General features: G+C 73.0%; 25 protein-coding genes. 17 read left to right on the top strand and 8 right to left on the bottom strand.

The features are described from left to right. Positions 1-43: 43 nt before the first annotated feature. The 4 genes from TR49_RS21870 to TR49_RS21855 all read left to right on the top strand — a co-directional run bounded on the left by TR49_RS21870 (position 44) and on the right by TR49_RS21855 (position 3,579). Entirely contained in the window at positions 44-235 is a 192-nt protein-coding gene (locus tag TR49_RS21870) for an acyl-CoA carboxylase subunit epsilon (protein ID WP_042384041.1), read from the top strand. A gap of 125 nt (positions 236-360) precedes the next feature. Then, positions 361-1,167, top strand: coding sequence for a 4'-phosphopantetheinyl transferase family protein (locus TR49_RS21865; RefSeq protein WP_084725201.1), 807 nt, complete (start codon positions 361-363; stop codon positions 1,165-1,167). 128 nt (positions 1,168-1,295) lie between these two features. Then, complete coding sequence (locus tag TR49_RS21860) at positions 1,296-1,781, top strand: SRPBCC family protein (RefSeq protein ID WP_052434518.1); 486 nt, start codon at positions 1,296-1,298, stop codon at positions 1,779-1,781. Between the two features lie 139 nt (positions 1,782-1,920). Next, positions 1,921-3,579 (top strand): helix-turn-helix domain-containing protein, encoded by a 1,659-nt coding sequence (locus tag TR49_RS21855; protein ID WP_084725199.1) that lies wholly within the window; start codon positions 1,921-1,923, stop codon positions 3,577-3,579. Here the strand turns inward: TR49_RS21855 and TR49_RS40235 are convergent. Then, a complete protein-coding gene (locus tag TR49_RS40235; RefSeq protein ID WP_052434516.1) occupies positions 3,560-4,348 on the bottom strand; it encodes a peptidoglycan-binding domain-containing protein in 789 nt (262 codons plus the stop codon). The genes TR49_RS21855 and TR49_RS40235 overlap by 20 nt on opposite strands. Before the next feature lie 150 nt (positions 4,349-4,498). Further along, positions 4,499-5,023, bottom strand: a complete 525-nt coding sequence (locus tag TR49_RS21845) for a MarR family winged helix-turn-helix transcriptional regulator (protein ID WP_042383956.1) — start codon at positions 5,021-5,023, stop codon at positions 4,499-4,501. Between the two features lie 63 nt (positions 5,024-5,086). Here TR49_RS21845 and TR49_RS21840 point away from each other — a divergent pair, with 63 nt between their 5' ends. From TR49_RS21840 to TR49_RS21830, 3 genes are all read left to right on the top strand, one after another. Further along, positions 5,087-6,253 carry a flavin-dependent oxidoreductase gene (locus tag TR49_RS21840; protein ID WP_042383954.1) on the top strand — a complete coding sequence of 389 codons (1,167 nt, stop codon included), beginning with the start codon at positions 5,087-5,089 and terminating at the stop codon, positions 6,251-6,253. Next, the gene (locus tag TR49_RS21835) at positions 6,250-6,699 is read left to right on the top strand and encodes a DUF3237 domain-containing protein (RefSeq protein ID WP_236653481.1); all 450 of its coding nucleotides are present in this window, start codon (positions 6,250-6,252) and stop codon (positions 6,697-6,699) included. The genes TR49_RS21840 and TR49_RS21835 overlap by 4 nt, the downstream gene beginning before the upstream one ends. 76 nt (positions 6,700-6,775) lie before the next feature. After that, entirely contained in the window at positions 6,776-7,249 is a 474-nt protein-coding gene (locus TR49_RS21830; RefSeq protein ID WP_042383951.1) for an NUDIX domain-containing protein, read from the top strand. Between the two features lie 3 nt (positions 7,250-7,252). On the opposite strand, the gene TR49_RS21825 is transcribed toward TR49_RS21830, so the two are convergent. Both TR49_RS21825 and TR49_RS21820 read right to left on the bottom strand, forming a co-directional pair. Further along, positions 7,253-8,722, bottom strand: a complete 1,470-nt coding sequence (locus TR49_RS21825) for a protein kinase domain-containing protein (RefSeq protein ID WP_052434515.1) — start codon at positions 8,720-8,722, stop codon at positions 7,253-7,255. Between the two features lie 144 nt (positions 8,723-8,866). Beyond that, a complete protein-coding gene (locus TR49_RS21820; RefSeq protein ID WP_042383949.1) occupies positions 8,867-9,514 on the bottom strand; it encodes an HAD family acid phosphatase in 648 nt (215 codons plus the stop codon). A 351-nt stretch (positions 9,515-9,865) separates the two neighbouring features. On the opposite strand from TR49_RS21820, the gene TR49_RS21815 reads away from it, so the two are divergent. The 3 genes from TR49_RS21815 to TR49_RS21805 are packed head-to-tail and all read left to right on the top strand — an operon-like array spanning position 9,866 to position 12,560. Next, a complete protein-coding gene (locus TR49_RS21815) occupies positions 9,866-10,759 on the top strand; it encodes a DUF4097 family beta strand repeat-containing protein (RefSeq protein WP_042383948.1) in 894 nt (297 codons plus the stop codon). Further along, the gene (locus tag TR49_RS21810) at positions 10,759-11,709 is read left to right on the top strand and encodes a daunorubicin resistance protein DrrA family ABC transporter ATP-binding protein (protein WP_042383945.1); all 951 of its coding nucleotides are present in this window, start codon (positions 10,759-10,761) and stop codon (positions 11,707-11,709) included. Before TR49_RS21815 ends, TR49_RS21810 begins: the two co-directional genes overlap by 1 nt. 2 nt (positions 11,710-11,711) lie before the next feature. Continuing rightward, complete coding sequence (locus tag TR49_RS21805; RefSeq protein ID WP_042383944.1) at positions 11,712-12,560, top strand: ABC transporter permease; 849 nt, start codon at positions 11,712-11,714, stop codon at positions 12,558-12,560. Here TR49_RS21805 and TR49_RS21800 read toward each other — a convergent pair whose 3' ends face one another. Beyond that, complete coding sequence (locus TR49_RS21800; RefSeq protein WP_236653480.1) at positions 12,561-13,181, bottom strand: class I SAM-dependent DNA methyltransferase; 621 nt, start codon at positions 13,179-13,181, stop codon at positions 12,561-12,563. Positions 13,182-13,255: 74 nt separating this feature from the next. On the opposite strand from TR49_RS21800, the gene TR49_RS21795 reads away from it, so the two are divergent. The 6 genes from TR49_RS21795 to TR49_RS21770 all read left to right on the top strand — a co-directional run bounded on the left by TR49_RS21795 (position 13,256) and on the right by TR49_RS21770 (position 18,114). After that, positions 13,256-13,705, top strand: a complete 450-nt coding sequence (locus TR49_RS21795) for a hypothetical protein (RefSeq protein WP_042383942.1) — start codon at positions 13,256-13,258, stop codon at positions 13,703-13,705. Further along, positions 13,690-14,055, top strand: a complete 366-nt coding sequence (locus TR49_RS21790; RefSeq protein WP_084725197.1) for a transcriptional regulator — start codon at positions 13,690-13,692, stop codon at positions 14,053-14,055. The genes TR49_RS21795 and TR49_RS21790 overlap by 16 nt, the downstream gene beginning before the upstream one ends. Positions 14,056-14,414: 359 nt before the next feature. Beyond that, a complete protein-coding gene (locus TR49_RS21785) occupies positions 14,415-15,440 on the top strand; it encodes an ABC transporter substrate-binding protein (protein WP_042383940.1) in 1,026 nt (341 codons plus the stop codon). A 4-nt stretch (positions 15,441-15,444) separates the two neighbouring features. After that, positions 15,445-16,260 (top strand): ABC transporter ATP-binding protein, encoded by an 816-nt coding sequence (locus TR49_RS21780; protein WP_042383939.1) that lies wholly within the window; start codon positions 15,445-15,447, stop codon positions 16,258-16,260. After that, the gene (locus tag TR49_RS21775) at positions 16,257-17,165 is read left to right on the top strand and encodes an ABC transporter permease (protein WP_084725195.1); all 909 of its coding nucleotides are present in this window, start codon (positions 16,257-16,259) and stop codon (positions 17,163-17,165) included. Before TR49_RS21780 ends, TR49_RS21775 begins: the two co-directional genes overlap by 4 nt. Before the next feature lie 46 nt (positions 17,166-17,211). Beyond that, positions 17,212-18,114, top strand: coding sequence for a TauD/TfdA dioxygenase family protein (locus TR49_RS21770; protein ID WP_042383937.1), 903 nt, complete (start codon positions 17,212-17,214; stop codon positions 18,112-18,114). A gap of 85 nt (positions 18,115-18,199) precedes the next feature. On the opposite strand, the gene TR49_RS21765 is transcribed toward TR49_RS21770, so the two are convergent. Together TR49_RS21765 and TR49_RS40230 are read right to left on the bottom strand one after the other, a co-directional pair. Then, positions 18,200-19,585, bottom strand: coding sequence for a dipeptidase (locus tag TR49_RS21765; protein WP_042383935.1), 1,386 nt, complete (start codon positions 19,583-19,585; stop codon positions 18,200-18,202). A 92-nt stretch (positions 19,586-19,677) separates the two neighbouring features. After that, entirely contained in the window at positions 19,678-21,432 is a 1,755-nt protein-coding gene (locus tag TR49_RS40230; RefSeq protein WP_052434514.1) for a hypothetical protein, read from the bottom strand. Between the two features lie 189 nt (positions 21,433-21,621). Here TR49_RS40230 and TR49_RS21755 point away from each other — a divergent pair, with 189 nt between their 5' ends. Continuing rightward, entirely contained in the window at positions 21,622-22,437 is an 816-nt protein-coding gene (locus tag TR49_RS21755; protein ID WP_042383934.1) for an SDR family oxidoreductase, read from the top strand. Positions 22,438-22,467: 30 nt separating this feature from the next. On the opposite strand, the gene TR49_RS21750 is transcribed toward TR49_RS21755, so the two are convergent. Continuing rightward, a complete protein-coding gene (locus TR49_RS21750) occupies positions 22,468-23,280 on the bottom strand; it encodes a hypothetical protein (protein ID WP_042383932.1) in 813 nt (270 codons plus the stop codon). Positions 23,281-23,367: the final 87 nt, after the last annotated feature.

Below are 23,367 nucleotides of genomic sequence, written 5' to 3'. Positions count from 1 at the left end.
GAGCCGACCCGGTGAACCGACCCAGCGTTTCGAGGGAGTGCTGATGGATCTCAGGATCGAACGCGGCAGCCTGACCGACGAGGAACTGGCCGCACTGACCGCCGTGTTGATGGCCCGCGCGGCCGCCCGGCCGACTGCCGAGCCGCGCTTCGCCCACGGCAACCGACATCCCCGCGCCCGCTGGCGGCGCCTCGAACGGCTCAGCGGCTACCGCAGCCCGGTCAGCTGGCGCTGACCTGATCCGCCAGGAGGCGACACCGCACCAAGGAAGGGAGACGGACATGGACGTCACCGGTACGGACCGAACCGAGTCGGCAGCGGCCCCGAGGGCGCTGCTCGCCGGGGAGGAGGAGAACGGAGATGAGCCGCACATCCATCGCGGCATCGACTGAACCGACTGGACCGCCTGAGGCGGACGGTCGGCAGGCGGACCAGGGCGAGCCGACGACCGAGAGCGGGACGGCCGGACTCCGTGGCGTGGAACCGCTGCTGGCATCCCTGCTGCCGCCGTATGTCGCGGCCGCCGAGTCCTTCGGGCCGCGCGACGGCGACTGGCGGGCGGGGCTGTTCCCGGCCGAGGCGCAGGCGGTCGAGCGAGCCGGCGAGAAGCGTCGGCACGAGTTCGCCGGGGCGCGCGTCTGCGCCCGACAGGCGCTCCAGGCGTTGGCGTTGAGACCGGTGCCGCTGCTGCCCGGCCCACGAGGAGAGCCGCGCTGGCCGCCGGGCGCGGTGGGCTCGATGACGCACTGCGCCGGCTACCGGGCGGCTGCCGTCGCCCGTCGCGACGACGGCGTGGCGGGGCTCGGGATCGACGCTGAGCCGCACGCACCGCTCGCGGACGGGGTGTTGGAGATGGTGGCCGGCCCCAGGGAACAGGAGCACCTGGCGGCACTGGCCCGAGCCCGGCCCGAGGTGTGCTGGGAACGGGTGCTGTTCAGCGTCAAGGAGGCGGTGTTCAAGGCCTGGTATCCACTGGCGCGCAGCGAACTCGACTTCCTTGAGGCGGAGGTGGGCTTCTCGGTGGGCGCCGACGGCAGCGCCGGTGGCTTCCGCGCGGTGGTCGCGAAACCCGGGCCGCTGCCGAAGGTGACCGGGAGATGGCGGGTCGCCCGCGGTGTGATCGCGTCGGCGGTCGTGGTGCGGGCGGGGGAGCGGACGGCCCGGTGAGAGCCCGCGAGACATGAAACGCAGGACGCAGGACGCGGCTCTGGCCAGGGACCGGAGCGGCGGCAGGACATGTGTGACGACAGAGACATGGGAGTGAGGCGGCAGTGCGACTTTCCGACGGACCCGGCGTGACGGTCGAGGTGAACATCCCGGCGAGGCCGGAGCGTGTGTGGGAGCTGGTGTCGGACATCTCCACGTCCCCCCGTTTCAGCCCGGAGCTCCAGCGCACCGAGTGGCTGGAGGGGGCCACCGGACCGATGATCGGCGCCCACTTCGCGGGCCACAACGCCCGCCCGGACGGCCGCCGCTGGCAGACCGTCAGCCGGATCACCGAGTACGCGCCGCTGCACCGCTTCGCCTGGGCGGTGCTGCCGGACGTCGCCACCGCGCCAGGTGACGCCTTCGCGCACTGGCACTACGAGCTCCGGCCCGACGGCGCCGGGACGGTGCTCGTCCACGGCATGCGGCTGGGCAACCTGCGCACGCCCGTCCACGCCTTCGTGGAGGCTCACCCGGAGCAGGAGGAGGCCGTCGTCGACGCCCGACTGGCCAGTCTGCGCAACGGCATCGAGGCCGTCCTCGGCGGTGTCGCCGCGCACGCCACGCGGGACTGACCCACCGCCCCGGTCGGCGGACGCCGAGCCGTCGTCGGCACACGATTCCCAGAGAACATTTACGAAGGCCGTTCCACCAAGCGGCTCGTCCGGAGTGATACTACTGACGAGTCATGCTGCTACGGGGGCGGAGGACGGTATGACGACAAGGGGAGACGTGTGTCCGGAGACCGGAAGACCGGACGGGTTCGGTGACGCGCTCTGGCGCTTACGGGCGGCCGCCGGGCTGACGCAGCAGCAGCTGGCCGAGGTATCCGGGGTGAGCGTGCGCAGCATCAACCATCTGGAGCACGGCCGTCGACGGCCGTATCCGCGTACGGCCTACCTGCTCGCCGACGGCTTGGGCCTGGACGGGCTGCGGCGCGCGGAACTGGTCGACGCGGCTCGGGGCCGACCGGCGAGTGACGGGCTGACGGGTGCGCACGGCGCGGCGGTCCCCCGGGACGGCGACCGGGTGGTTCCACGCCAACTGGCGGCCGCCGTCCCTGGATTCGTCGGGCGCGCCCGCGAGCTCGCGGCGCTGCACCGGCTTGCTGCGGATGTCGCGGACGCCGGGGGTGCGCCGGGAACGGCGGGCATCGGGGTGATCAGCGGCATGCCCGGCGTGGGAAAGTCGGCGCTGGTCCTGCACTGGGCGCACCGCGTGGCCGAGCGGTTTCCCGACGGTCAGCTCTACGTCGACCTCCGCGGCTTCAGCCGCGACCGCGCGCCGATGACCGCGAGCGAGGCGATCGACGGACTGCTGAACGCGCTCGGCATCCCGGCCGACCGGCTGCCGCAGGACCTCGCCGCTCGGGCGGCGCTCTACCGCAGCGCGCTGGCGAACCGACGGATGCTGATCATCCTGGACAACGCGTCGGACGCGCACCAGATCCGGCCGCTGCTTCCCGGGGGTTCGTACAACCTGGTCGTCGTGACGAGCCGGGACCGGCTCGCCGGCCTGCTCGCCGTCGAGGGCGCCCGGCCGATCGACCTCGACGTGCTGGACTTCGCCGAGGCGCGCACCCTGCTGGCGGACCGGATCGGCCGTGAACGGGCGGCCGCCGAGCCGGAGGCCGTGGGCGAGCTGGTCGAGCGGTGCGCCCGGCTGCCTCTGGCGTTGGGCGTGGTCGCGGCCGTCGTCCAGACGCGTCCGGCGCGGCCCCTGGCCTGCACGGCGGACGAACTGCGGGCGCGCGGGCGCCGGTTGACCGTGCTCACCGCCGGGGACCCGGCTGCCGACGTCCGGGCGGTCTTCTCGTGGTCCTACCGGCGGCTGGATCCGGCGGCCGCGCTGGTGTTCCGACTGCTCGGGACCGCTCCGGGAACGGCCGTCGACCGGCAGGCCGCCACGGCCTCGGCCGGTCTCACCCCCGATGCGCTCGACGCGGCGGTGGCGCGCCTGTCGCAGGCGCACCTGGTGGAGCAGGACGAACACGGCCGCCTGCTCCTCAACGGCCTGCTCCGCGACTACGCCGCGGAGCAGGCCGGTCTGCACGGTGAGGTCCCAGGTCCGGCCGACGAGGGCGCCTCCGCGCCGGTGGCGCCGAAGCGCGTGCCTCTGCTCGTGCCCGTACCGGTGCTCCCGCGGGGGCCCGGGCCCGTGACAGCACCCGCGCCCGTGACCGCGTCCGAGCGGCAGTCGCACCGCCCGAGCGGTGAACGCGAGCGGGGTGGCCAGGCTGTCGCCGGCGACAGCCTCGGCCACCCCTCGGCCCGACCGGCGGTCAAGTCTCCCTCCTCACCGCCGGTGACCAGCCGCATCTGCGTCGCACCGCGGCTGCGGTCCGGGCCTGGCCTCAGAAGCGGCCCGCGTTGAGCGACGTCTGCAGCGCCTTGGTGGTGTTCGGCCCCCACTGCCCGTCCTGGGCAGCGCCGACGTGCGCCTGCAGCGCCCGCACGGTGATCGGGCCGATCTCGCCGTCGACGGCGACGTGGAGGTGGGCCTGCAGCGCCCGCTTGCTCGCCGGGCCGAAGTCGCCGTCGGTAGCGACTCCCAGCACCCACTGCAGCGCCTTGGTGCTCTGCGGCCCGAAGCTGCCGTCCACGGCGAGCGGGCAGAACGGGTTGCCGTTCGAGCTGGGCGGCGGCGGGGTGGGCGTGCCGCCGGCGTCCGGCAGGCGCAGGTAGGTGAGCGGCTGGCCGGCGTGGGACTTCGACTCCACCTCCAGCGAGACCTTGATCGGGTCGGCCTCCTGGCCGTGCGAGACGCACATGGCGCCCAGCCCGCCGGCCGCGCTCTCGACCAGGACGACCACGTGCGTGCCGGAGTCGGCGCCGAAGACCACGAGGTCGCCGGGCAGCGTCTCCGCCGCGCTGATGTGCTGGCAGTGCTGAAGCATCGTGCCGGTGTAACCCTGGCCGTTGAACCCGCTCCCGTTCGGGTCCCCGGCCCCGCTCCACTTCGCCATCAGCGTGGCGAACCCCGAGCAGTCGGTGGTGATGGGCAGGCTGCCCTTCGGGATGTTGATGGGCATCGGGCGGGTCTCGGCGTAGTGGATCTGCGCCTGGTTCTGCACCCCCCAGAGGCAGTTGTCGACCATCTGCTGCCGGACCTGCGAGTCGGCGGCCTGAGCGGCTTCCGTCATGCGTGTGCTCCCCTGTTCTCCGCGCGGCGGTGACGTCGCGCGAGGCACCTGTTACCCCTCGACCATCCCGCGCACCGGGGGTCGGCACCACGTCGTTCCCTGACGTCTGGCCTGCCGTCTCGGACGGCAGGCGGCGACCGGGCCCGCGGCTCAGGTCTCCGTGTCCTGGGGCCTGTTGGCCAGCACGCGGACCAACAGGTCGGTGAGGACGGACCGCTCGTCCGGGCTGAGGGCGGTGAACCACTGCTGCTCGCGGCGGGTCTGGTCGGCGAAGGCCTCCCGGACCGCCTGCTCCCCCTTGGGGGTGAGCGCGGCCTCGACGGCGCGGCGGTCGTCGGGGACCGGGCGCCGTTCGACCAGGCCGTCGCGTTCGAGGGTGTTGACGGCGTTGGTGACGGCGGCGCGGGACATGGCCGAGATCTCCGCGAGCCGGGCCGGCTGGGTGGGTCCCAGCAGCCAGAGCTTGAACATCAGCCGGAAGCCGGGGAGGGTCCAGCCGCGCGGGCGGTGTACCTGGCTCTCCAGGTCCGCGACCACCAGGTAGGACAGGTGCAGCAGGTGGTAGGCGAGGGAGAAGGCCTCCGGATCGGCGGGCGGCGGCATGGCTGCCAGTCGCTCGCGGGCGTAGGCGGCGTACTTGAGATCGGGGCGTTCCACGGCAGAAGTCTTGCGCATGGCCACTCCGTAGGAGATTGTTACGGCCGTAACAATCACTCCGAGGGCCCTCGGGAGGGCACTGTGCGGATCACCATCGCGGGCGGCGGCATCGGCGGTCTCGCCACCGCGCTCAGCCTGCACACGGCAGGGTTCGAGGACGTCGTCGTCCACGAGGCGGCCGAGGAGATCCGTCCGCTCGGCGTAGGAATCAACCTCCTGCCGCACGCGGTAAGGGAGTTGACCGAGCTCGGGCTGGCCGGGCGGCTGGCCGCGATCGGGGTCGCCACCGCCGAGCTCGCGTACTTCAACCGGTACGGGCAGGCGATCTGGTCCGAGCCCCGCGGGCTCGCCGCCGGATACCGGTGGCCGCAGTACTCCGTGCACCGTGGCGCGCTGCAGATGATGCTGCTCGACGCGGTCCGCGAGCGGCTCGGCCCGCGCGCGGTGCGGACCGGCACCCGCGTGGAGGGTCTGCGGCACGACTCCGACCTGCTCGTCGGGGCCGACGGGATCCACTCCGCCGTCCGGGCCGCGCTCTTCCCCGACGAGGGCGCGCCACCGTGGAACGGGCTCGTGCTGTGGCGGGGGACGACCTGCGCGGAGCCGTTCCTGACCGGCCGCTCGATGATCATGGCGGGTGACGGCACGCAGAAGTTCGTCGCCTACCCGATCGGGGACGGACGGCTGGTCAACTGGATCGCCGAGCGCCCGCTCGACGGCGAGCCGCCCGAGCGCGGCAACTGGAACCGTTCCGCGGACCTCGCCGCCGTGGTGGAGCACTTCGCCGACTGGACCTTCGACTGGCTCGACGTCCCCGGGCTCGTCACCGCGGCCGAGGCCGCCTACGAGTACCCCATGGTGGACCGCGAGCCGCTGCCGTTCTGGGCCAAGGACGACGTGGTGCTGCTGGGCGACGCCGCCCACGCCATGTACCCGGTGGGCTCGAACGGGGCGTCCCAGGCGATCATCGACGCCCGGGTGCTCGCCCACTCGCTCGCCACGACCGGCGGGGCCGCCGCCTACGAGGCGCTGCGGCGTCCGGCGACCGCCGCACTCCAGCTCGCCAACCGGCGCCAGGGACCGGAGATCGTCATGCGGCTCGCCCACGAGCGGGCCCCGGAGGGATTCGACGACATCGACCAGGTCGTGCCGCTCGAGGAGCGCACCGAGATCGCCGCCTCCTACAAGCGCACGGCGGGCTTCGACCCGGCTCTGCTCAACGAGCGCCCCTCGTGGAGCGTGCGGTGAACCTGGAGCACCTCGCCGACTTCGACGTCCGCCTCGACCCGCTGCTCGACCTGGGGGACTCCCACTGGGGCCGCCGGCGCGTGATCAACATCGTCGGCGGGACGTTCGAGGGGCCTCGGCTCTCCGGCGAGATCCTCCCCGGTGGCGCGGACTGGCAGGTGCTGCACGCCGACGGGATGGCCAGCATCGACACGCGGTCCACGCTCCGCACCCACGACGGCGCGCACCTCTGCCTCAGCACCAGCGGCGTGCGCCACGGCCCGCCCGAGGTCCTGCACCGGCTCTCCGTGGGTGAGCCGGTGGACCCCGCCGAGTACTACTTCCGTCTCTTCTGCCGCTTCGAGACCGGCGACGCCCGCTACGCCTGGCTCAACCGCACCCTCGCCGTCGCCACCGGCGGCCGCCTCCCCGAGGCGGTCCGCTACCGGGCCTACGCCGTCGGTTAGCGCCGGTTCGTGGAGCCGAGGAGACGTGGAGCCGAGGAGATGTGGAGCCGAGGAGATGTGGAGGAGAATCGCCCGTATGGCCAGGACCGACTACTACCGCGACCCCGCCGCGCCGCGGGCCAACTCCGTCGTGCCCTCCGTGGTCGCGGTGGTGCGCAATGCGGAGGGCGACCTGCTGCTGATCCGGCGCACCGACAACGACCGCTGGGCGCTGCCCGGCGGCGGGCACGACATCGGGGAGCGGATCGCCCGGACCGTGGTGCGCGAGGTGGAGGAGGAGACCGGCATCGTCGTGGAGGTCGAGGGCCTGGTCGGCCTCTACACCGACCCGGAGCACGTGATGGCCTACGACGACGGGGAGGTCCGGCAGCAGTTCTCGATCTGCTTCCGGGCCCGTCCGGTCGGCGGTCGGCTGCGGACCAGCAGCGAGTCCAAGGAGGTCCGCTGGGTCGCCCCGGCGGACCTGGACGCGCTCGACATCCACCCGTCGATGCGGCTGCGGATCGCCCACGGGCTGAGCGGGGAGCGGACCGAGCCGTACATCGGCTGAGGGTCAGCCTGGACCGGTACCCGCACCGGCGCCGCCGCCGTCCTGGCCGTCGGCGGAGGCGAGCTTGCGCAGAGCCGTGCTGATCGAAGCGAGCTTCACCGACCAGGTGTGGTTGGTGGACCTGTCGACGGCATGCTCTCTGGAGAGCTTGCGCAGGTCGCGCTGGGCGTCGTGGATCGCCTGTGCGGCGTCGCCGGGCCGCAGGGCGGTCAGGTCCTGGGAGGCCTTGTCGAGCGCGCCCAGCAGCGGATGCTGCTGCGCCTCGGTGAGGTTCGCCGCCGCCACGGCGTCCCGGAGCGACGCGATCATGCCTGCGGCGCCGGTGGGCCTGGGCGAGGGCGCCGCGGCGGCGGGAGCCGCAGAGGTGGGCGCGGCGGACGGCGGCGCGGAGACCGGTGCGCCCGAGGCGGCGCCGGCCGTCGGCGTGCCGGAGCCGGACGACTGCGACGCCACCGCCGCGCCGACGCAGGCCAGCACGGCGACGACGGCGGCCGCGATCAGCCCGGTCCGTCGACGTCGGGGGCGGGACCGGTATGCGGGCTCCACGGCCGGCACCGGACCGGAGGACGGGTCCAGCGGGGGCATCGCCATGGTCCGGTTCAGCGGCGCGGGGCCGGGGACGGGTGGCATCCAGGCGGTGGCCGCGCCGTGGCCGGTCACGGCCGCCTGGAGTTCCGTGCGGGCGGACGCCGCGTCGGCCGGGCGGCGGCCCGGCTCCTTCTCCAGTAGCGCCAGCACCGCCGCGTCCAGCGCGGCCGGGATGTCCGGCCGCAGGGAGGAGGGCGGGGCGGGCCGCTCGCTCACGTGCATCCAGGCGACCTCGACCGGCGTGGCGCCGACGAACGGCGGCCGGCCGGTCAGCATCTCCACCAGCACGCAGCCGAGGGCGTAGAGGTCGGCCCGGCCGTCCACACCCGAGGCCGTGGCCTGCTCGGGGGCGAGGTAGGCGGCGGTGCCGAGCACCGAGCCGGTGCCGGTGAGCTGCGCCGCGTCGTTGCCGGCCTTGGCGATGCCGAAGTCGACGACCTTCACCTGGCCGCCGTCCGCGACCATGATGTTGCCCGGCTTGATGTCCCGGTGGACCAGCCCGGCGGCGTGCGCGATCTGGAGCGCCTCGCAGACCGCCGACGCGATCGCCACCGCGCGCTCGACCGGCAGCCGCGGCGTCCGCTCCAGCAGCTCGGCCAGGGTGCGGCCGTCGACGAGCTCCATCACCAGGTACGGCGTGCCGCTCTCGTCCTCGCCCGTGTCGAAGACGGTCACGATGGCGGGGTGCGCCAGGCTCGCGGCGTGACGCGCCTCACGGGCGAAGCGCTCGGCGAACCGGGAGTCCTCGGCCAGGCCCTCGCTGAGCACCTTGACCGCGACGGGACGCTCCAGCACCCGGTCGACGCCGCGCCAGACGGTCGCCATTCCGCCTGTGCCGAGCGGCTCGTGCAGCTCGTACCGTCCGTTCAGCAGCGCACCCTGCACCCGCTCGCTCTCCTCACCCCGGGGCCTGGTCCCGGATCCGCACACCCCGGCACCCTAGTACGCGGGTGCCGGGACGGCGGGTGGCGAGCGTCACCCCGGCGGGCCGGCCTCGGCGGGTCGGTCAGGCCTCGGGGGTCGGACGGCTCAGGACAGCAGGCCGTCGTAGTCCGGCAGCTTGAACGCGGCGTCGGCGTAGCCGCCGTCGAGGTCGGTGGTGTTGTTGCCGACGTTGGCGACGATGTCGTAGCCCTCGGCCACCAGCTTCCTGCGGGTGTCCGTCTTGAAGGTCTGGATCGATTCCAGCAGCTGCAGCGGGTTGCGGCTGTAGAGGTGGTCGACGGTGTAGCCGACCGCGGTGAGGTTGATCTCGGTGGCCAGGTCGATCAGGTCGGGGCGGGCGGTGACGAAGAGGACCTTCACGCCGTGGGCGGCCGCGTACTGCGCCAGCTGCAGCACCGGCGGGTTGGCCGGGGTCGGGTAGGTGGTCGGGTAGAAGTACGACGCGAGCGACGTGTTGTCGATGTCCAGCACGATCGCCGGGGTCCCGTGGAACGTGCCCGCGGCGACGCGCTGCTGAAGGTAGCTCAGCGCGGGCGCTGTGGCGGCGGTCGCGTCGGACAGCCACTGGGAGTAGCTCACAGTGGCGTCGGCCGTCCTGGCAGCCGACGTGGCGGCCGCCTCGGCGGCGGGCGACACGGTCGCGGCGCCCGCCGGGGTGGCGACGCCTGCGCCCAGCGCGGCGGCCGCGGTGACGGTCGCGGCGGCGACGACGAGACGGCGGATTCCTCGCATGCGAACTCCTGGCCTGAGAACGACGGGTGGGAGGGCCGGGGACGGCCCGCAGCCGACCCTCCTGGTCGCAGGGGAACGCGGGGCGACCATGAAGTGGCCAATCCTTGTTCTGCGCATGGCATTTACCGACCAGTAGTTTATCGGCCCCCAGTGACGGCCGAGGCTGCACGGCGCAGCTCGTGGTGCCACGTGGTGCCAGTCCTCCCCGTAGATGGCACCATCGCTGAGCTGCAGCGATGCCAAAATGAGCCAGAAGGGCTTGCAATGGTGCCAGAGTGGTGCCAATCTTGAGCCATCAAGAACGGCCCGGCCGGCCCGGGCCTTCCGAGCCCCTCCGCAAAGGAACCCGAGATGTCGCTCTCCAGCTTCGCCACCCCCGCCCCGATCGCCGTCGTCCTCGACCTCTACGTCGCCCAGGTCCGCCTCACCGCCTCCGACCACGCCGAGACCACCGTCGAGATCCGGCCCAGCGATCCGGACCAGCCCGCCGACGCGAGGGCCGCGGACAACACCCGCGTCGAGTACGACGAGACCACCCGCACGCTCAGGATCGTCAGCAAGAAGCCGCTCAGCCGGTTCGTCAACTTCAGCGGCAAGCGGCCGGAGTCCGTCGACGTGCTGATCCAGCTGCCCGCCGGCTCCGACGTCCGCGGCGAGGCCGAGCTCGGCGACTTCGACGCGGAGGGCACCCTCGGCACCGTCGCCGTGAAGACCGGTCTCGGCGCCGTCCAGCTCGACCGGACCGGCTCGGTCAACCTCCGTAACGGGGTCGGCCGCGTCGTCGTCGGCCAAGTCGTCGGCAACGCCCAGATCCACACCGGCTCCAGCGACATCCGGCTCACCGCCGTCGACGGCACCGCCGACATCACCAACGGAAACGGCAAGATCTGGATCGGCCTCGTCACCGGTGCGGCCAGTGTCAGGGTCTCCAACGGCTCGGCGAACATCGAGCGCGCCCTCGGCGACATCACCGCAACCGGCGCGAACGGCGAGGTCCGCATCGGCGAGGTCGTGCGCGGCAACGTCTCCGCCACCACCCAGAACGGCAGCGTCGAGGTCGGCGTCCGCGACGGCAGCGCCGCCCTCCTCGACCTCGACACCACCGTCGGCAGTGTCCTGGGCGACCTCGCCACCGCTCCCGCGCCCCAGGGCGGCGAGCCGGCCGACAAGGTCGAGATCCACGCCTCCACCAAGCTCGGCGACGTCATCGTCCGCCGCGTCCTCCGCCACGAGGAGCAGGTCTGATGAACACCTCCACGCACGACGACACTGCCGCGATCTCGGCCCGCGGCCTCTACAAGGCCTTCGGCGAGAAGGTCGTGCTCGACGGCATCGACCTGACGGTCCGGCAGGGCACGGTCCTGGCCCTGCTGGGGCCGAACGGGGCCGGCAAGACCACCGCGGTCCACCTGCTGACCACCTATCTGCGCCCCGACGCCGGCGAGATCCGCATCGCAGGCCGGGACGCCGTGAAGGAAGCGCAGGCCGTCCGGCGTGCGATCGGCGTCACCGGTCAGTTCTCCGCCGTCGACGGCTACCTGACCGGCCGCGAGAACCTGATGCTGATGGCCGATCTGCACCTGCTGCCGAAGCGCGTCGGCCGCCGCACGGCGGAGGAGCTGCTCGAGCGGTTCGAGCTCGGCGAGGCCGGGGACAAGCCCGCCTCGACCTACTCCGGCGGCATGAAGCGCAAGCTCGACCTCGCCATGACGCTGGTCGGCGACCCGAAGGTGATCTTCCTCGACGAGCCGACCACCGGCCTGGACCCACGCAGCCGCCGCACGATGTGGGACATCATCCGCGGCCTGGTCGCCGCCGGCACGACGCTGCTGCTGACGACCCAGTACCTGGAGGAGGCCGACCAGCTCGCGGACCGCGTCGCGGTGCTGGACGGCGGCCGGATCGTCGCCGAGGGGACGCCGGCCGAGCTCAAGGCGCGGATCCCCGGCGGCCACATCGAGCTGTCCTTCGCCGACCGCGCCCAGCTGGAGGCCGCGGCACGGGTCCTCGGCCCGGCGGGCGGCCGTGACGACGAGGGGCTCACCCTCCAACTGCCGGGCGACGCCCGGGTCAGCACCCTGTGGCCACTGCTCCAGCGGCTGAACGACGCCTCGGTCGAGGTCGAGGCGCTCGCCGTGCACACCCCCGACCTCGACGACGTCTTCTTCGCCCTCACCGGAAGGAAAGGGGCCTGACCATGACCACCGTCACCGCCACCCGGCCCACGGCCGACACCGACGACACCCGATCCCACGCCCTCGCGCACGCGCGGATCATGCTGCGCCGCAACCTGCGTCACATGCAGCGCTATCCATCGTTGACGCTCATGGTCACGATGATGCCCCTGGTCTTTCTGCTGCTCTTCGTCTACGTCTTCGGCGGCACGCTCGGATCGGGCCTGGGCGGCGGGATGCCGCCCGGCATGCACGGCGGCCGGGCGGCGTACGCGGCCTATGTCGCCCCCGGCATCATCCTGATGGCCGTGGCCGGCGCGGCGCAGGGCACCGCGATCGCCGTGGCCCAGGACATGACCGAGGGCATCATCGCCCGGTTCCGCACTATGGCGGTCGCCCGCTCGTCGGTCCTCACCGGACACGTCGTCGGCGCGACCGTCCAGACGCTGATCGGCGTCTCCGTCGTCACCGGCGCGGCGATCGCCGTCGGGTTCCGGCCGCACGCGAACGCGGTCGACTGGCTCGCCGCCCTCGGTGTGATCCTGCTGCTGACCTTCGCGGTCACCTGGCTCTGTGTCGGGCTGGGGCTGTCGTCCAAGAGCGTGGAGACGGCGAGCAACGCGCCGATGTTCCTGATGCTGCTGCCGTTCCTCGGCAGCGGGTTCGTCCCGACCTCCTCACTGCCGGTGGGCATGCGCTGGTTCGCCGAGTTCCAGCCCTTCACGCCGGTCAACGAGACCCTGCGCGGGCTGCTGACCGGCACGAAGATCGGCGACAACGGGGTCGTCACGGTCGCCTGGTGCGTGGGCGTCGCGGCGGTCTCCTACGTCTGGTCGCGCCGGCTGTACGAGCGCGAGCCGAAGGCGGGCTGACTAGCCCTTGCGCGAGAGGAGTTGCAGCTCCCGGAACTGACGTCGATCGGTGGGTTGTGGCTCGCAGAGGGTGCGGGCCACTTCGCCCATTCCGGCGTCCCGCAGCATTCCGGCCAGGTGGTCGGGCGACCACCGGTGGGCCGTCGTCACCGTGTGGTCGAAGGACTGCGACGGGATCGAGGGATCGTCGGTGGCGAAGAGGCTGATCAGCAGGTGTCCGCCCGGGGCGAGAACGCGGCCGATCTCCGCGAGGACGACGGGCAGGTCCTGCGGCGGGGTGTGGATCACGGACGAGCGCGAGAGCACCCCGCCCAGGGAGCCGTCCGCGATGTCCAGTGCGGCCATCGAGCCCAGCTCGAACCGCAGGCCCGGATTGGCCTCCCGGGCCAGTCGGACCATCGCCGGGGAGATGTCCACGCCGAACGCCTTGAGGCCCAACTCACGCAGGTGGGCGGTGATGTGGCCCGGGCCGCAGCCGAGGTCCGCGACCTCGCCGTTCCCGTTCGTCCGCACCAGCTCGGCGAAGGCGCGCAGCAGCGCACGCTCCAGGACCCGGTCGTGAAGGGTGTCGCGGAACTGCTCGGCGTAGCGGACGGCGAAGGCGTCGTAGGGAGTGGTCACCCCGGGAACGATAGCGGGGCCAGGCTGACGGAAAGTACTTTCCTTTTGGAAACAAAATGCTCTAGTCTTCAAGCATGACTGCTGAGTTGAGCCCGGAAGAGGCTCTGCGCATCGCCGTGGAGACCCGTCGGTCGGCTGCCCCGCCGCGCGTCCCGCGCTGGTTCCCCGGCTTCATGGGCGCCAGCTTCGGCCTGGCCATGGCCGCGGTCGGGGTGTCCGATCTGGTCGGCAGGAACCAGGCGGCCGCCTCGGCCTGCGGCATCGCCGGGATCGTCCTGCTCGTCGCCCACTTCGCCGTCTATGCGGAGCTGGTGCGCCGCTGGCGCCGCGGCGGGCTGGTCCCGTTGTCGGACACCTGCGCGACGCGTTCCCGGCGCCGGGCGTCCCGCTGGTTCCTCCTGGCCGCCGTCCTCGTCGCCGGGGCGTTCTACCTGGCCGGCAGCCCGGACTGGGGGAACGTCTCCTTCGGTGTGATCATCGGTGTGGAGACCTGGTACCGACTCACCGGATGGACCAAGCCGTAGTGCGCGAGACCTCTCGTTCCCCGCTGCCCGACGAGGCGTTCGGCACGCTGCCCAGGCTCAAGCTGGCCGCCTTCCTGGCCGGCTGCGGCGAGGCGGACTTCGCGACCGTCTCCGACGCCTGCCAGATCGCCGCGCCGACGCTGTCCAAGGCTGCCGTGGCGCTCGAGGAGTTGGGCTACGTCCGTGTCCGTAAGGGCCATGTCGGTCGCCGCCCCCGCACCTGGCTGTCCCTGACGGCCAAGGGGCGCAGCGCCTTCGAGTGCCACCTGTCCGCACTCACCGCCCTCACCGCCCAGGGTCGGGCCCACGCCGAGGAGGAGGGCGACGGGGAAACATCGGAGTCCGAGTAATTCTCGAAAAGCGAGACGCCGCCCCGGAATGTATTGACGACGGGTGGGAATTGCTGCGACGCTTTCGCCCATGAGCCAGTCCGCGAATTTCGCACTGCGCCGCCACGTCGATCTGCGACGCGAGGCGAGCGCCCTCTGTGCCGCCGGTCGGTGAACTGACCGGTCGGTAGCCGCTCCTGGCTGACCTGGCCTTCCTGTTCGCCGCGCACGTGTGTCCCGTGCGCGGCGTTTTCATTTCCCGACGCGCCTGGCGCCGGTATTGCGCGAATGTTGCCCGCCGTTGCGCCGGATTTCCCCGTCCGACCTGCCGTGAATTCTGCCTGCCCGAATTCCGTTCCCCCGAGAAAGGGTCCTTCGCCATGCACGCCTCCAGACGCCGTTTCCTCACCCTCCTGGGCGGCTCCGCCGCCGCTGTCACGCTGGCCGGGTGCGGGGCCGCCGCCGCAGGCGAGCCGGGCGGTGGCGGGCAGACGAAGAAGCTGCGCTACCAGGGCTGGGCCGGCCAGGTGCTGCTGCCCGAACTGGCCGAGGACCTCGGCTACTTCGGCGACGTGAGGCTGGACTGGGTGGGCGACACCATCAGCGGCCCGCAGGACATCCAGTCGGCCGCCACCGGCCAGGTCGACTTCGGCGGCGCGTTCAACGGCGCGGTGGTCAAGCTGGTCGCCTCCCACGCACCCGTGCAGGCGGTGATCAGCTACTACGGCGTCGACCAGTACTCCTACAACGGCTTCTACGTGCTCAAGGACAGCCCGATCCGCTCCGGACGGGACCTGCTCGGGGCCAAGGTCGGCGTCAACACCCTCGGCGCGCACGACGAGGCGATGCTGGACATCTACCTCAAGCGGCAGGGCCTCAGCCCCGCCGAGATCGCCCAGGTCGAGCCGGTCGTGCTGCCGCCCGTCAGCACCGAGCAGGCGCTGCGGCAGAAGCAGATCCAGGTGGCCGTGCTCGGCGGCATTCTGCGCGACACGGCACTGGCGAAGGGCGGCATCCGGCCCCTCTTCACCGACTACCAGCTGCTCGGCGCGTTCAGCGCCGGCACCTACGTCATGACGAAGCGCTTCCTGCGGCAGAACCCGGACACCGCACGGACCTTCGTCACCGGCACCGCCAAGGCCATCGAGTGGGCCCGGCGGACCCCGCGCGACGAGGTGGTGGCGCGCATGACCGAGATCGTCCGCAGGCGCGGGCGCAACGAGAACACGGCGCCGCTGAAGTACTTCCAGTCCTTCGGCGTCGCCGAGACCGGCGGCCGGATCACCGACGCCGAGTTCCAGCTCTGGCTCGACTGGCTCGCGGACCGGGGCACCGTGCCCAAGGGGTCGGTCACCGCGCCCTCCCTCTACACCAACGCGTACAACGGCTACAGGCCCGGGAGTTGAGACGGTGACGACGACGAGGATCGCATTCGAGAACGTCGGAAAGGTCTTCCCCGGGCGGGGCGGGGCCGCCGACCTGGTCGCCCTGGACGGGGTGGACCTGGAGATCGCGGCCGGGGAGTTCCTGGTCGTGGTCGGGCCCAGCGGCTGCGGCAAGTCCACGCTGCTGGACCTCCTCGGCGGCCTGACCACTCCCAGCAGCGGACGGGTGCTGCTCGACGGCGTCCCGGTGACGGGGCCCGGCCTGGACCGGGGGATCGTCTTCCAGCAGTACGCCCTGCTGCCCTGGCGCACGGCCCGCGGCAACGTCGAGTTCGGCCTGGAGGCGACGGGCGTCCCCCGCCGTGAACGGGCGGCGCGGGCCCGCGAGCACCTGGAGCTGGTCGGCCTGGCCGGCTTCGAGGACCGGCACCCGCACGAGCTGTCCGGCGGCATGCGCCAGCGCGTCGCGATCGCCCGCAGCCTCGCCTACGACCCGGACGTGCTGCTGATGGACGAGCCGTTCGCCGCACTCGACGCGCAGACGCGCGAGACGCTCCAGGACGAGCTGCTGCGGATCTGGGAGCGCACCGGCAAGACCGTCGTCTTCATCACCCACGGCATCGACGAGGCCGTCCACCTCGGGCAGCGCGTGGCCGTGCTCACCTCCCGGCCGGGCCGGGTCAAGCACGTCGTGCCGATCGGTCTGGGCGCCCGCCGTCACGAGGCGGACGACCTGCGCTCCAGTCCCGAGTTCGCCCGGCACCGGCACGAGATCTGGAGTCTGCTGCGCGACGAGGTCGCCCTCGCGCAGCGCCTGGAGAAGGAGAGGGCGGTCGCATGAGCAGCACCACGAACACGCGGGTGGCGGAGGGCGGCACCGTCGTGCACCCGTCGGCGCGGCCCACGGACGCGGCGGCGGTGGCGGCAGCGCCTCGTGCGCCCGCCCGCCGACTCGCATGTCCCGGTGGCCGCCGGTGGGGCCGCCGCCTCGCGGGGCTGCTGCTGCGCGGCGTCACCAAGTCCGTCGCGATCGTCGCGCTGCTCGTGCTGTGGGAGGTCGCGCCACGGGTGGGGCTGGTGGACTCCACCTTCCTGCCGCCGTTCTCCGTCGTCGTCGAGGACTGGTGGACCCTCGCGACGAACGGCCAGCTCTGGGCCAACACCCAGGCGAGCCTGGTCCGTTCGCTCAGCGGCTTCGGCCTGGCCGTGCTGGTCGGTGTGCCGCTCGGGCTGCTGATCGGCTGGTACCGGCCCGTCGCCGCGCTGCTCGGGCCGCTGTTGGAGCTGTTCCGCAACACCGCGGCGCTCGCCCTGCTGCCGGTCTTCATCCTGCTGCTCGGCATCGGCGAGACCTCGAAGATCGCCATCGTCCTCTACGCCTGCACCTGGCCGATCCTGCTCAACACCGTCAGCGCGGTGCGGGAGGTGGACCCGACGCTGCTGCGGCTCGCCCGGTCCATGGACCTGTCGGCGCCGCGCATCTTCCAGAAGGTGATCCTTCCGGCGGCCGTGCCCACCATCTTCACCGGAATCCGGCTTGCCGGGGCCGTCTCGATCCTGGTGCTGGTGGCGGCGGAGATGGTCGGCGCCAAGGCCGGCCTCGGGTACCTGATCAACTCCGCGCAGTTCAACTTCGCGATCCCCGACATGTACGCGGGGATCGTCACCATCGCCGTGCTCGGCGTGCTCTTCAACCAACTGCTCGTCGCCGTCGAACGCCGTCTCGGCGCCTGGCGACTCCCCTGACCCGTCCGACGAACGCTCAGCCGTACAACCGTAGAAGGGAACCAGCATGTCCAGCACCAGTACCGGATTCGACGTCCGCCGCATCGGCGGCCGGATCGGCGCCGAGATCCTCGGCGTCGATCTCACCGGGGAGCTCGACCCCGCGCTCGTCACCGAGATCAACGCGGCCCTGCTCGAACACAAGGCCCTGGTCTTCCGGGACCAGCAGCTCGACGACGACGGCCAGCAGCGGTTCGCCTCGCTCTTCGGCGAGCTGACCACCGCCCACCCGACCGTCCCCTCGGCCGAGGGGCAGCCCAACGTGCTGACCGTCGACGGCGAGGCCGGACAGCGCGCCAACCGCTGGCACACCGACGTCACCTTCGTCCGCACGCCCCCCAAGGCGTCGACGCTGCGCAGCATCGTCGTGCCGCCCTACGGCGGCAACACCCTGATCGCCAACTCCCAGGCCGCGTACCAGGACCTGCCGGAGCCGCTGCGGGAGTTCGCCGACCGGGCCTGGGCGGTCCACAGCAACGAGTACGACTACGCCGTCCCGCGCGACGAGCGGGCCGCGGAGCGGCGCAGGCAGTTCGTCTCGCGCAAGTACCGCACCGCGCACCCGGTTGTCCGGGTCCACCCCGAGACCGGTGACCGCGGCCTCTTCATCGGCGGCTTCGCCCGCACACTGCTCGGCTTCGACAGCGAGCAGTCGCAGGAGCTGCTGCGGGTGCTCCAGTCCTACGTGACGCGCCCGGAGAACATCGTCCGCATCGCCTGGAACCCGGGCGACGTGGTCCTCTTCGACAACCGCGCCACCCAGCACTACGCCCCGGACGACTACGGCGACCTGCCGCGCCTGCTGCACCGCGTCACCGTCGCCGGAGACGTGCCCGTGGGCGTGGACGGCCGGGGCAGCTACGTCGTCGAGGGCGACGAGGCCGAGCACTACACCCCGGCTGTGGCCTGACCGTCCGCACCTGCCCCCTCGGCGGACCGCCGGAACGCGTCGGGCCCGGCTGCTCCGAAGCAGCCGGGCCCGACGCGGTGCGCGACTAGCGCTTCGCGTACGAGCGCAGGAAGAGCGCCTCGGCGAGCGAGAGGCGCTCCAGCTCCTCGGGGGAGACGGACTCGTTGACCGCGTGGATCTGGGCCTCCGGCTCGCTCAGCCCGATCAGGAGGATCTCCGCCTCGGGGTAGAGCGTGGCGAGGGTGTTGCACAGCGGGATGCTGCCGCCCTGGCCGGCGATCTGCATCTGCTCGCCCGGGTAGGCCGCGGACATCGCGGTCGCCATGGCGGCGTACGCCGGGCTCGAGGTGTCGGCACGGAAGGCCTGGCCCTGGCCGCGGGAGGTGATCTCGACCTGCGCGCCCCAGGGCGCGGCGGCCGTGAGGTGGGCGGTGAGGGCCTCCTCCGCACGGACGGCGTCGAGGCCCGGCGGCACGCGCAGCGAGACGAGCGCGGTGGCGGCCGACTGGACCGACGGGGTGGCGCCGACGACGGGCGGGCAGTCGATGCCGAGGACGGTGACCGCCGGGCGCGCCCAGACGCGGTCGGCGACGGTGCCGGTGCCGATCAGGCCGACGCCGTCGAGGACCTTGGCGTCGGAACGGAAGTCCGGCTCCCCGTACTGCAGGCCCTCCCAGCTCTGCGCGGCCTCCGCCTCCAGGCCGCGTACGACCGTCGCGCCGGTCTCGTCGCGCAGCGAGTCCAGCATGCGGATCAGCGCGGCCAGCGCGTCCGGCGCGGCGCCGCCGAACTGGCCCGAGTGGAGGTTGCCGCCGAGCGTGCGCACGGCCACCTCGACCATGGTCATGCCGCGCAGGGTCGCGGTGACGGTCGGCAGGCCGACACGGAAGTTGCCGGTGTCGCCGATGACGATCGCGTCGGCGGTCAGCAGCTCCGGGTGGGCCTCGGCGTAGCGCTCCAGGCCGCCGGTGCCCTGCTCCTCGGAGCCCTCCGCGATCACCTTGACGGTGACCGGCACGCCGCCGTTCGCCTTGAGCGCGCGCAGCGCGGTCAGGTGCATCAGCAGGCCGCCCTTGCAGTCGGCCGCGCCGCGGCCGTACCAGCGCCCGTCCCGCTCGGTCAGCTCGAACGGCGGGGAGACCCAGGCGTCCTCGTCCAGCGGCGGCTGCACGTCGTAGTGCGCGTACAGCAGCACCGTGGGCGCACCCTCGGGGCCGGGCAGCACACCGTAGACGGACTGCGTCCCGTCAGGGGTGTCCAGCAGCGCGACCTCGGTGAAGCCCTCCGCGCCCAACGCGTCCGCGACCCACCGCGCGGCCTTCTCGCACTCCTCCACGGGGAACTGCCGCGGGTCGGCGACGGACCGGAACGAGACCAGCTCGGCCAGCTCCGCCTGCGCCCGCGGCATCAGCCCGGCGACGGCCGCGGCCAGTTCGGCCTGTCCGGGCGGGGGAGTGGGGGTCTGCGACATGGAGAGCGCTCCTTGTGGGTGCGGCGGTGGATCCCTGAGGTGGACCGGTGGTGTCCCCACCTTACGATCCGGTCCTGCGGGCGGGCGCCCCGCTACGGGTGGACGGCCAGGTACGCCCATCCGCCCCACGTCGCCGCGTTGGCCGCGCCGGCGGCCGGGACGTACTCCGCCCGGATGCGCAGCGTGGCCCCGGTCAGCCCGCGCAGGTCGAGCCCCAGCGTGGTGACACCCGCGCTGTTGACCGCGTGGCAGGTGGTCGTGGAGGTCGTCCTCCATGCCCCGCCGGTCCAGCGCTGGAACTCGAACTGCACGCAGGAGCCGGGCGCGGCCGGAGTGAGCGTGGCGGTGACGGAGGCGGTAGCGCCGTGGTGCACGAGCAGGTACCGCGTCGCGCCGCGCAGTTGCGTGCCGTAGGAGCCGGTTACCCGCTCGGACAGGGCGGCGCCCGTCGACACCGAGCGCAAGGCGGTGGCGGGCGCGTAGCGGGAGTCCCCGGCGAAGGTCGCCGTGAAGACGGTGTTGCAGGTCAGCCGGTAGGAGACGGCCAGGTTGCCCTTCGCGTCGACCGAGCCCGTCCTCAGCAGTACCTTGGCCGCGCCGTGCGGCTGCGCGTAGAGCGAGACGGTACGGCCGTCGAACGTCGTGCCGAGGTGGGCGGTGACGGTCGCGGTGGCGCCGTAGGAGTAGGAGGACGCGTTCGTGCCCACCGACAACGCGGCGGCCGTGCGACTCACCTGGACTGTGGCCGAGGCGGTGGCCGGCGCGTAGGCGGCGTCGCCCGGGTAGCTGACCGTGTACGTGTCCGCGCCGCCCACCTGCGGGGCGTCGGTGACCGTGAAGGTGCCGTCCGTGCCCAGCACGACGTCGGGGAGGGCGACGCCGTGCGGGTGCAGCAGGTCGGTGCGCGTGACGTGGAGGACCTGACCGGGGTTGTGGTAGCCGCCGCCCAGCTGTCCGACCAGGTGCAGCGGGACGGCCCGGGGTGCGGTGGCCGGGCCGGTCAGGCTCGCCGTGGTCGCGCCCGGGAGCTGCCAGGGAACGAAGAACGTGTAGGCCGAGGGCACCTGGCTCGGAGTTCCGGCGGCGTCGACGGACTGCACGTACAGCGTGTGGACCCCCCAGTGCGGGGCCAGCGTGAGGGTCGCCTGGCCGTCCGCGGCCACTGGCAGGTTCGTCCAGCCGCTCTGGGTGTCGAGGGCGTACTGGTAGTGGTCCAGTCCGCTGGAGGCGCAGTCGGGCGCCGAGGCGTCCGTGCAGCCGGTCGGCAGGTTGTCGTGTCCGGCGGCGAGGGTGAAGGTCGTGGGCTGGCCGTCCGCCTTGCCCGGCTCCCCTGGCGCGCCGACCGGCGGGAAGTCCGGGTTCGTGATCACCGGCGAGGTCGGTGGGGTCGAGTCGACCTTGAAATAGCAGGACTCCGTCGGCTCCGAGTAGGCGCTGCCGTCGTAGGTCTGCGCGTACCAGCCGTACGTGTGGCCGGACTGGTAGGTGACGCTCGCCGGTGAGGCGACCGCGATGGTCGCCAGGGGCTCCGGCGGTGCGACCGAGTCGCCCTGCTGGGATCCGTCGAGGTCCCAGACGTGGACGGCCCCCTGGAAACTGATCCCGTTCTGGGTGGAGCGCGGCACGCCGATCTCGAAGCCGCTGTCCTTCAGCCAGCCCACCGGGTCGCTCCCGCAGCCGTCCGCGTTCGCGGGCACGGTGTGCACCGCCTGGGCCGGCAGGGTCGGCGTCGGGATCGTCGGATCGGTCGGGCTCTGCGCCGATGCCGTCGTCGCGGATGCCCCCGCGAGCAGCAGTCCGGCCAGGGCGGTGCCCGCCCGGCCGTGACGACGCGTCGGTCGGTTCACGTATGTCCCCCTCTGTCTCCCGGGCCGATCACGGGCCCGTCGGGCAGGGGAGGCTATCAGCCTCAAGATCCGCCCGGACAACGGATTTCGGGTGGTTGCCGACGCGCGCCGCCCCGCCGTGTCACGTTTCCGGGGACTGCCCTGTCCACACTGGAGAAGACCAGCTCGGAGCGGAAGCGAGGCGCGGGGATGGACCAGGACCGGATCGTGGTGACCGGCGGGACGGGTGTGCTCGGGAGAGCGGTCGTGGGGCGGCTGCCGACGGAGGGGCAGCCCGTGCGGGTGGTCAGTCGCAGGCCGCGTCCAGGGAGCGGGGCGGAGGCGTACGAGTGGGCCACCGCCGACCTGCGCTCGGGCGCGGGCGCGGGCGCGGGCGCGGCGGAGGCGGTGCGCGGGGCACGGGCCGTCATCCACTGCGCGAGCGGCTTCCGCCGTGGGGAGGAGGAGGCGATGGCGCGCACGGTCGTCGCGGCGGCGCGGGGGGCCGCCGCGCCGCCGCACCTCGTCTACGTCTCGATCGTCGGCGTCGACCGCATCCCGTTCGGCTACTACAAGGCGAAGCTCGCCGCGGAGCAGGTCTTCGCCGCGTCCGGACTCCCGTTCACGGTCCAGCGTGCCACGCAGTTCCACGACCTGCTGCGCGCGCTCTTCGCCTTCTCGGCGAAGGCGCCGGCGGCGCCGGTTCCCGCGCTGCGCTTCCAGCCGATCGACGTCCGGGACGTCGCGGTCCGGCTGGCCGAGCTGGCGCTCGCGGAGCCGGTGGACGGGCGCGCGCCCGACATCGGGGGGCCCGAGGTCCGCGACGCGCGGGAGTTGGCCCGGGTCTACCTCGCCGCGACGGGCCGTGGCCGCCGGCCCGTGCTGCCGGTGGGCGTCCCCGGCCGGGTCTTCGGCGCGTTCCGCGCGGGGGAGAATTTGGTGCCGGGGGAGCCGTATGGGCGGATCAGGTTCGAGGAGTACCTGGCGGGCCTGGACGCGCCGCGCAGCGCCTCGTACCGCGGCTGAGGGCCGCTCCGCCGCCCGGGGCCGCCCGGGCTATTCGAGGTCGAGCCAGGACCGGTGCCACAGCAGGGCGCACTGCCGGTCGCAGCCGAGCCCCGCGAGCGGCTCGCCCAGGCACCGGAGCCCGTCGAGCTGGTACCACTCGCCGACCGGGTACTGCCAGCGCGGCAGGGCGCGGGGGACGACCTGGCGCAGCACGGGCAGGCGGCGGCCCACGTAGCGGGCCATGGCGGCGTGGAAGGGGACGCCGAGGAGGGTGCCGTCGGGGCCGAGGGTCTGCTGGATCTCCTGGAGGCTGCGGACCGTGGCGTACCGCTCCGGCGCGGGGGGCGTCCCGGGGGCGTTCGCCGGGCGCAGCCAGTCGTCGCGGAAGAGGAGGGCGCAGCCGAGGCCGCAGCCCTGGTCGTCGGGGCCTGCGCCGGCGCACGTGGCGCCGCGGAGCGTGACGGTGCGGGAGATGCGGCGCATCCGGTAGTGGTCGTCCAGCATCCTGCGGACGGTGTGCTCGACCTGGTAGGTGCCGCCGCAGAAGGACCACTGGGACCCGGTGAACCAGAGGCCGCCGAGCCGGTCGCCCGCGTCCAGGGTGGCGCGGACCTCCTCGGCGCTGCGGACCGTCACCCAGCTGCCCACCTCGTAGGCGGACGGCCGTCCGCGCGCGGGCACGCCCGCGAGCCGCATCCGCGCGTGCTCGCGGATACGGCGGGTGGGGCGGAGCACGCCGAACGGCGGACGGGCGTGGATCGGCAGCCCCTCGTACTGGCAGCGCGCCGCCTGCATCGGCAACTGCGGCGCGGACAGCGCGACCCCCGCGTTCTTCACGGTGTCGGCCGGGAGTTGGGACATCGGACGGCTCCTCGTCGGCAGGCGCGGCGGCCTCGACGCGGGCCCGCTCCGCACGGCTGATCGTAGCCAGCCGACTACGTTTCGGAG

The organism is Streptacidiphilus melanogenes (genome assembly GCF_000787835.1).
GTDB lineage: Bacteria > Actinomycetota > Actinomycetes > Streptomycetales > Streptomycetaceae > Streptacidiphilus > Streptacidiphilus melanogenes.
The sequence above is the reverse complement of the archived record's forward strand: the minus strand, read 5'-3'. Positions and strand labels throughout refer to the sequence as shown.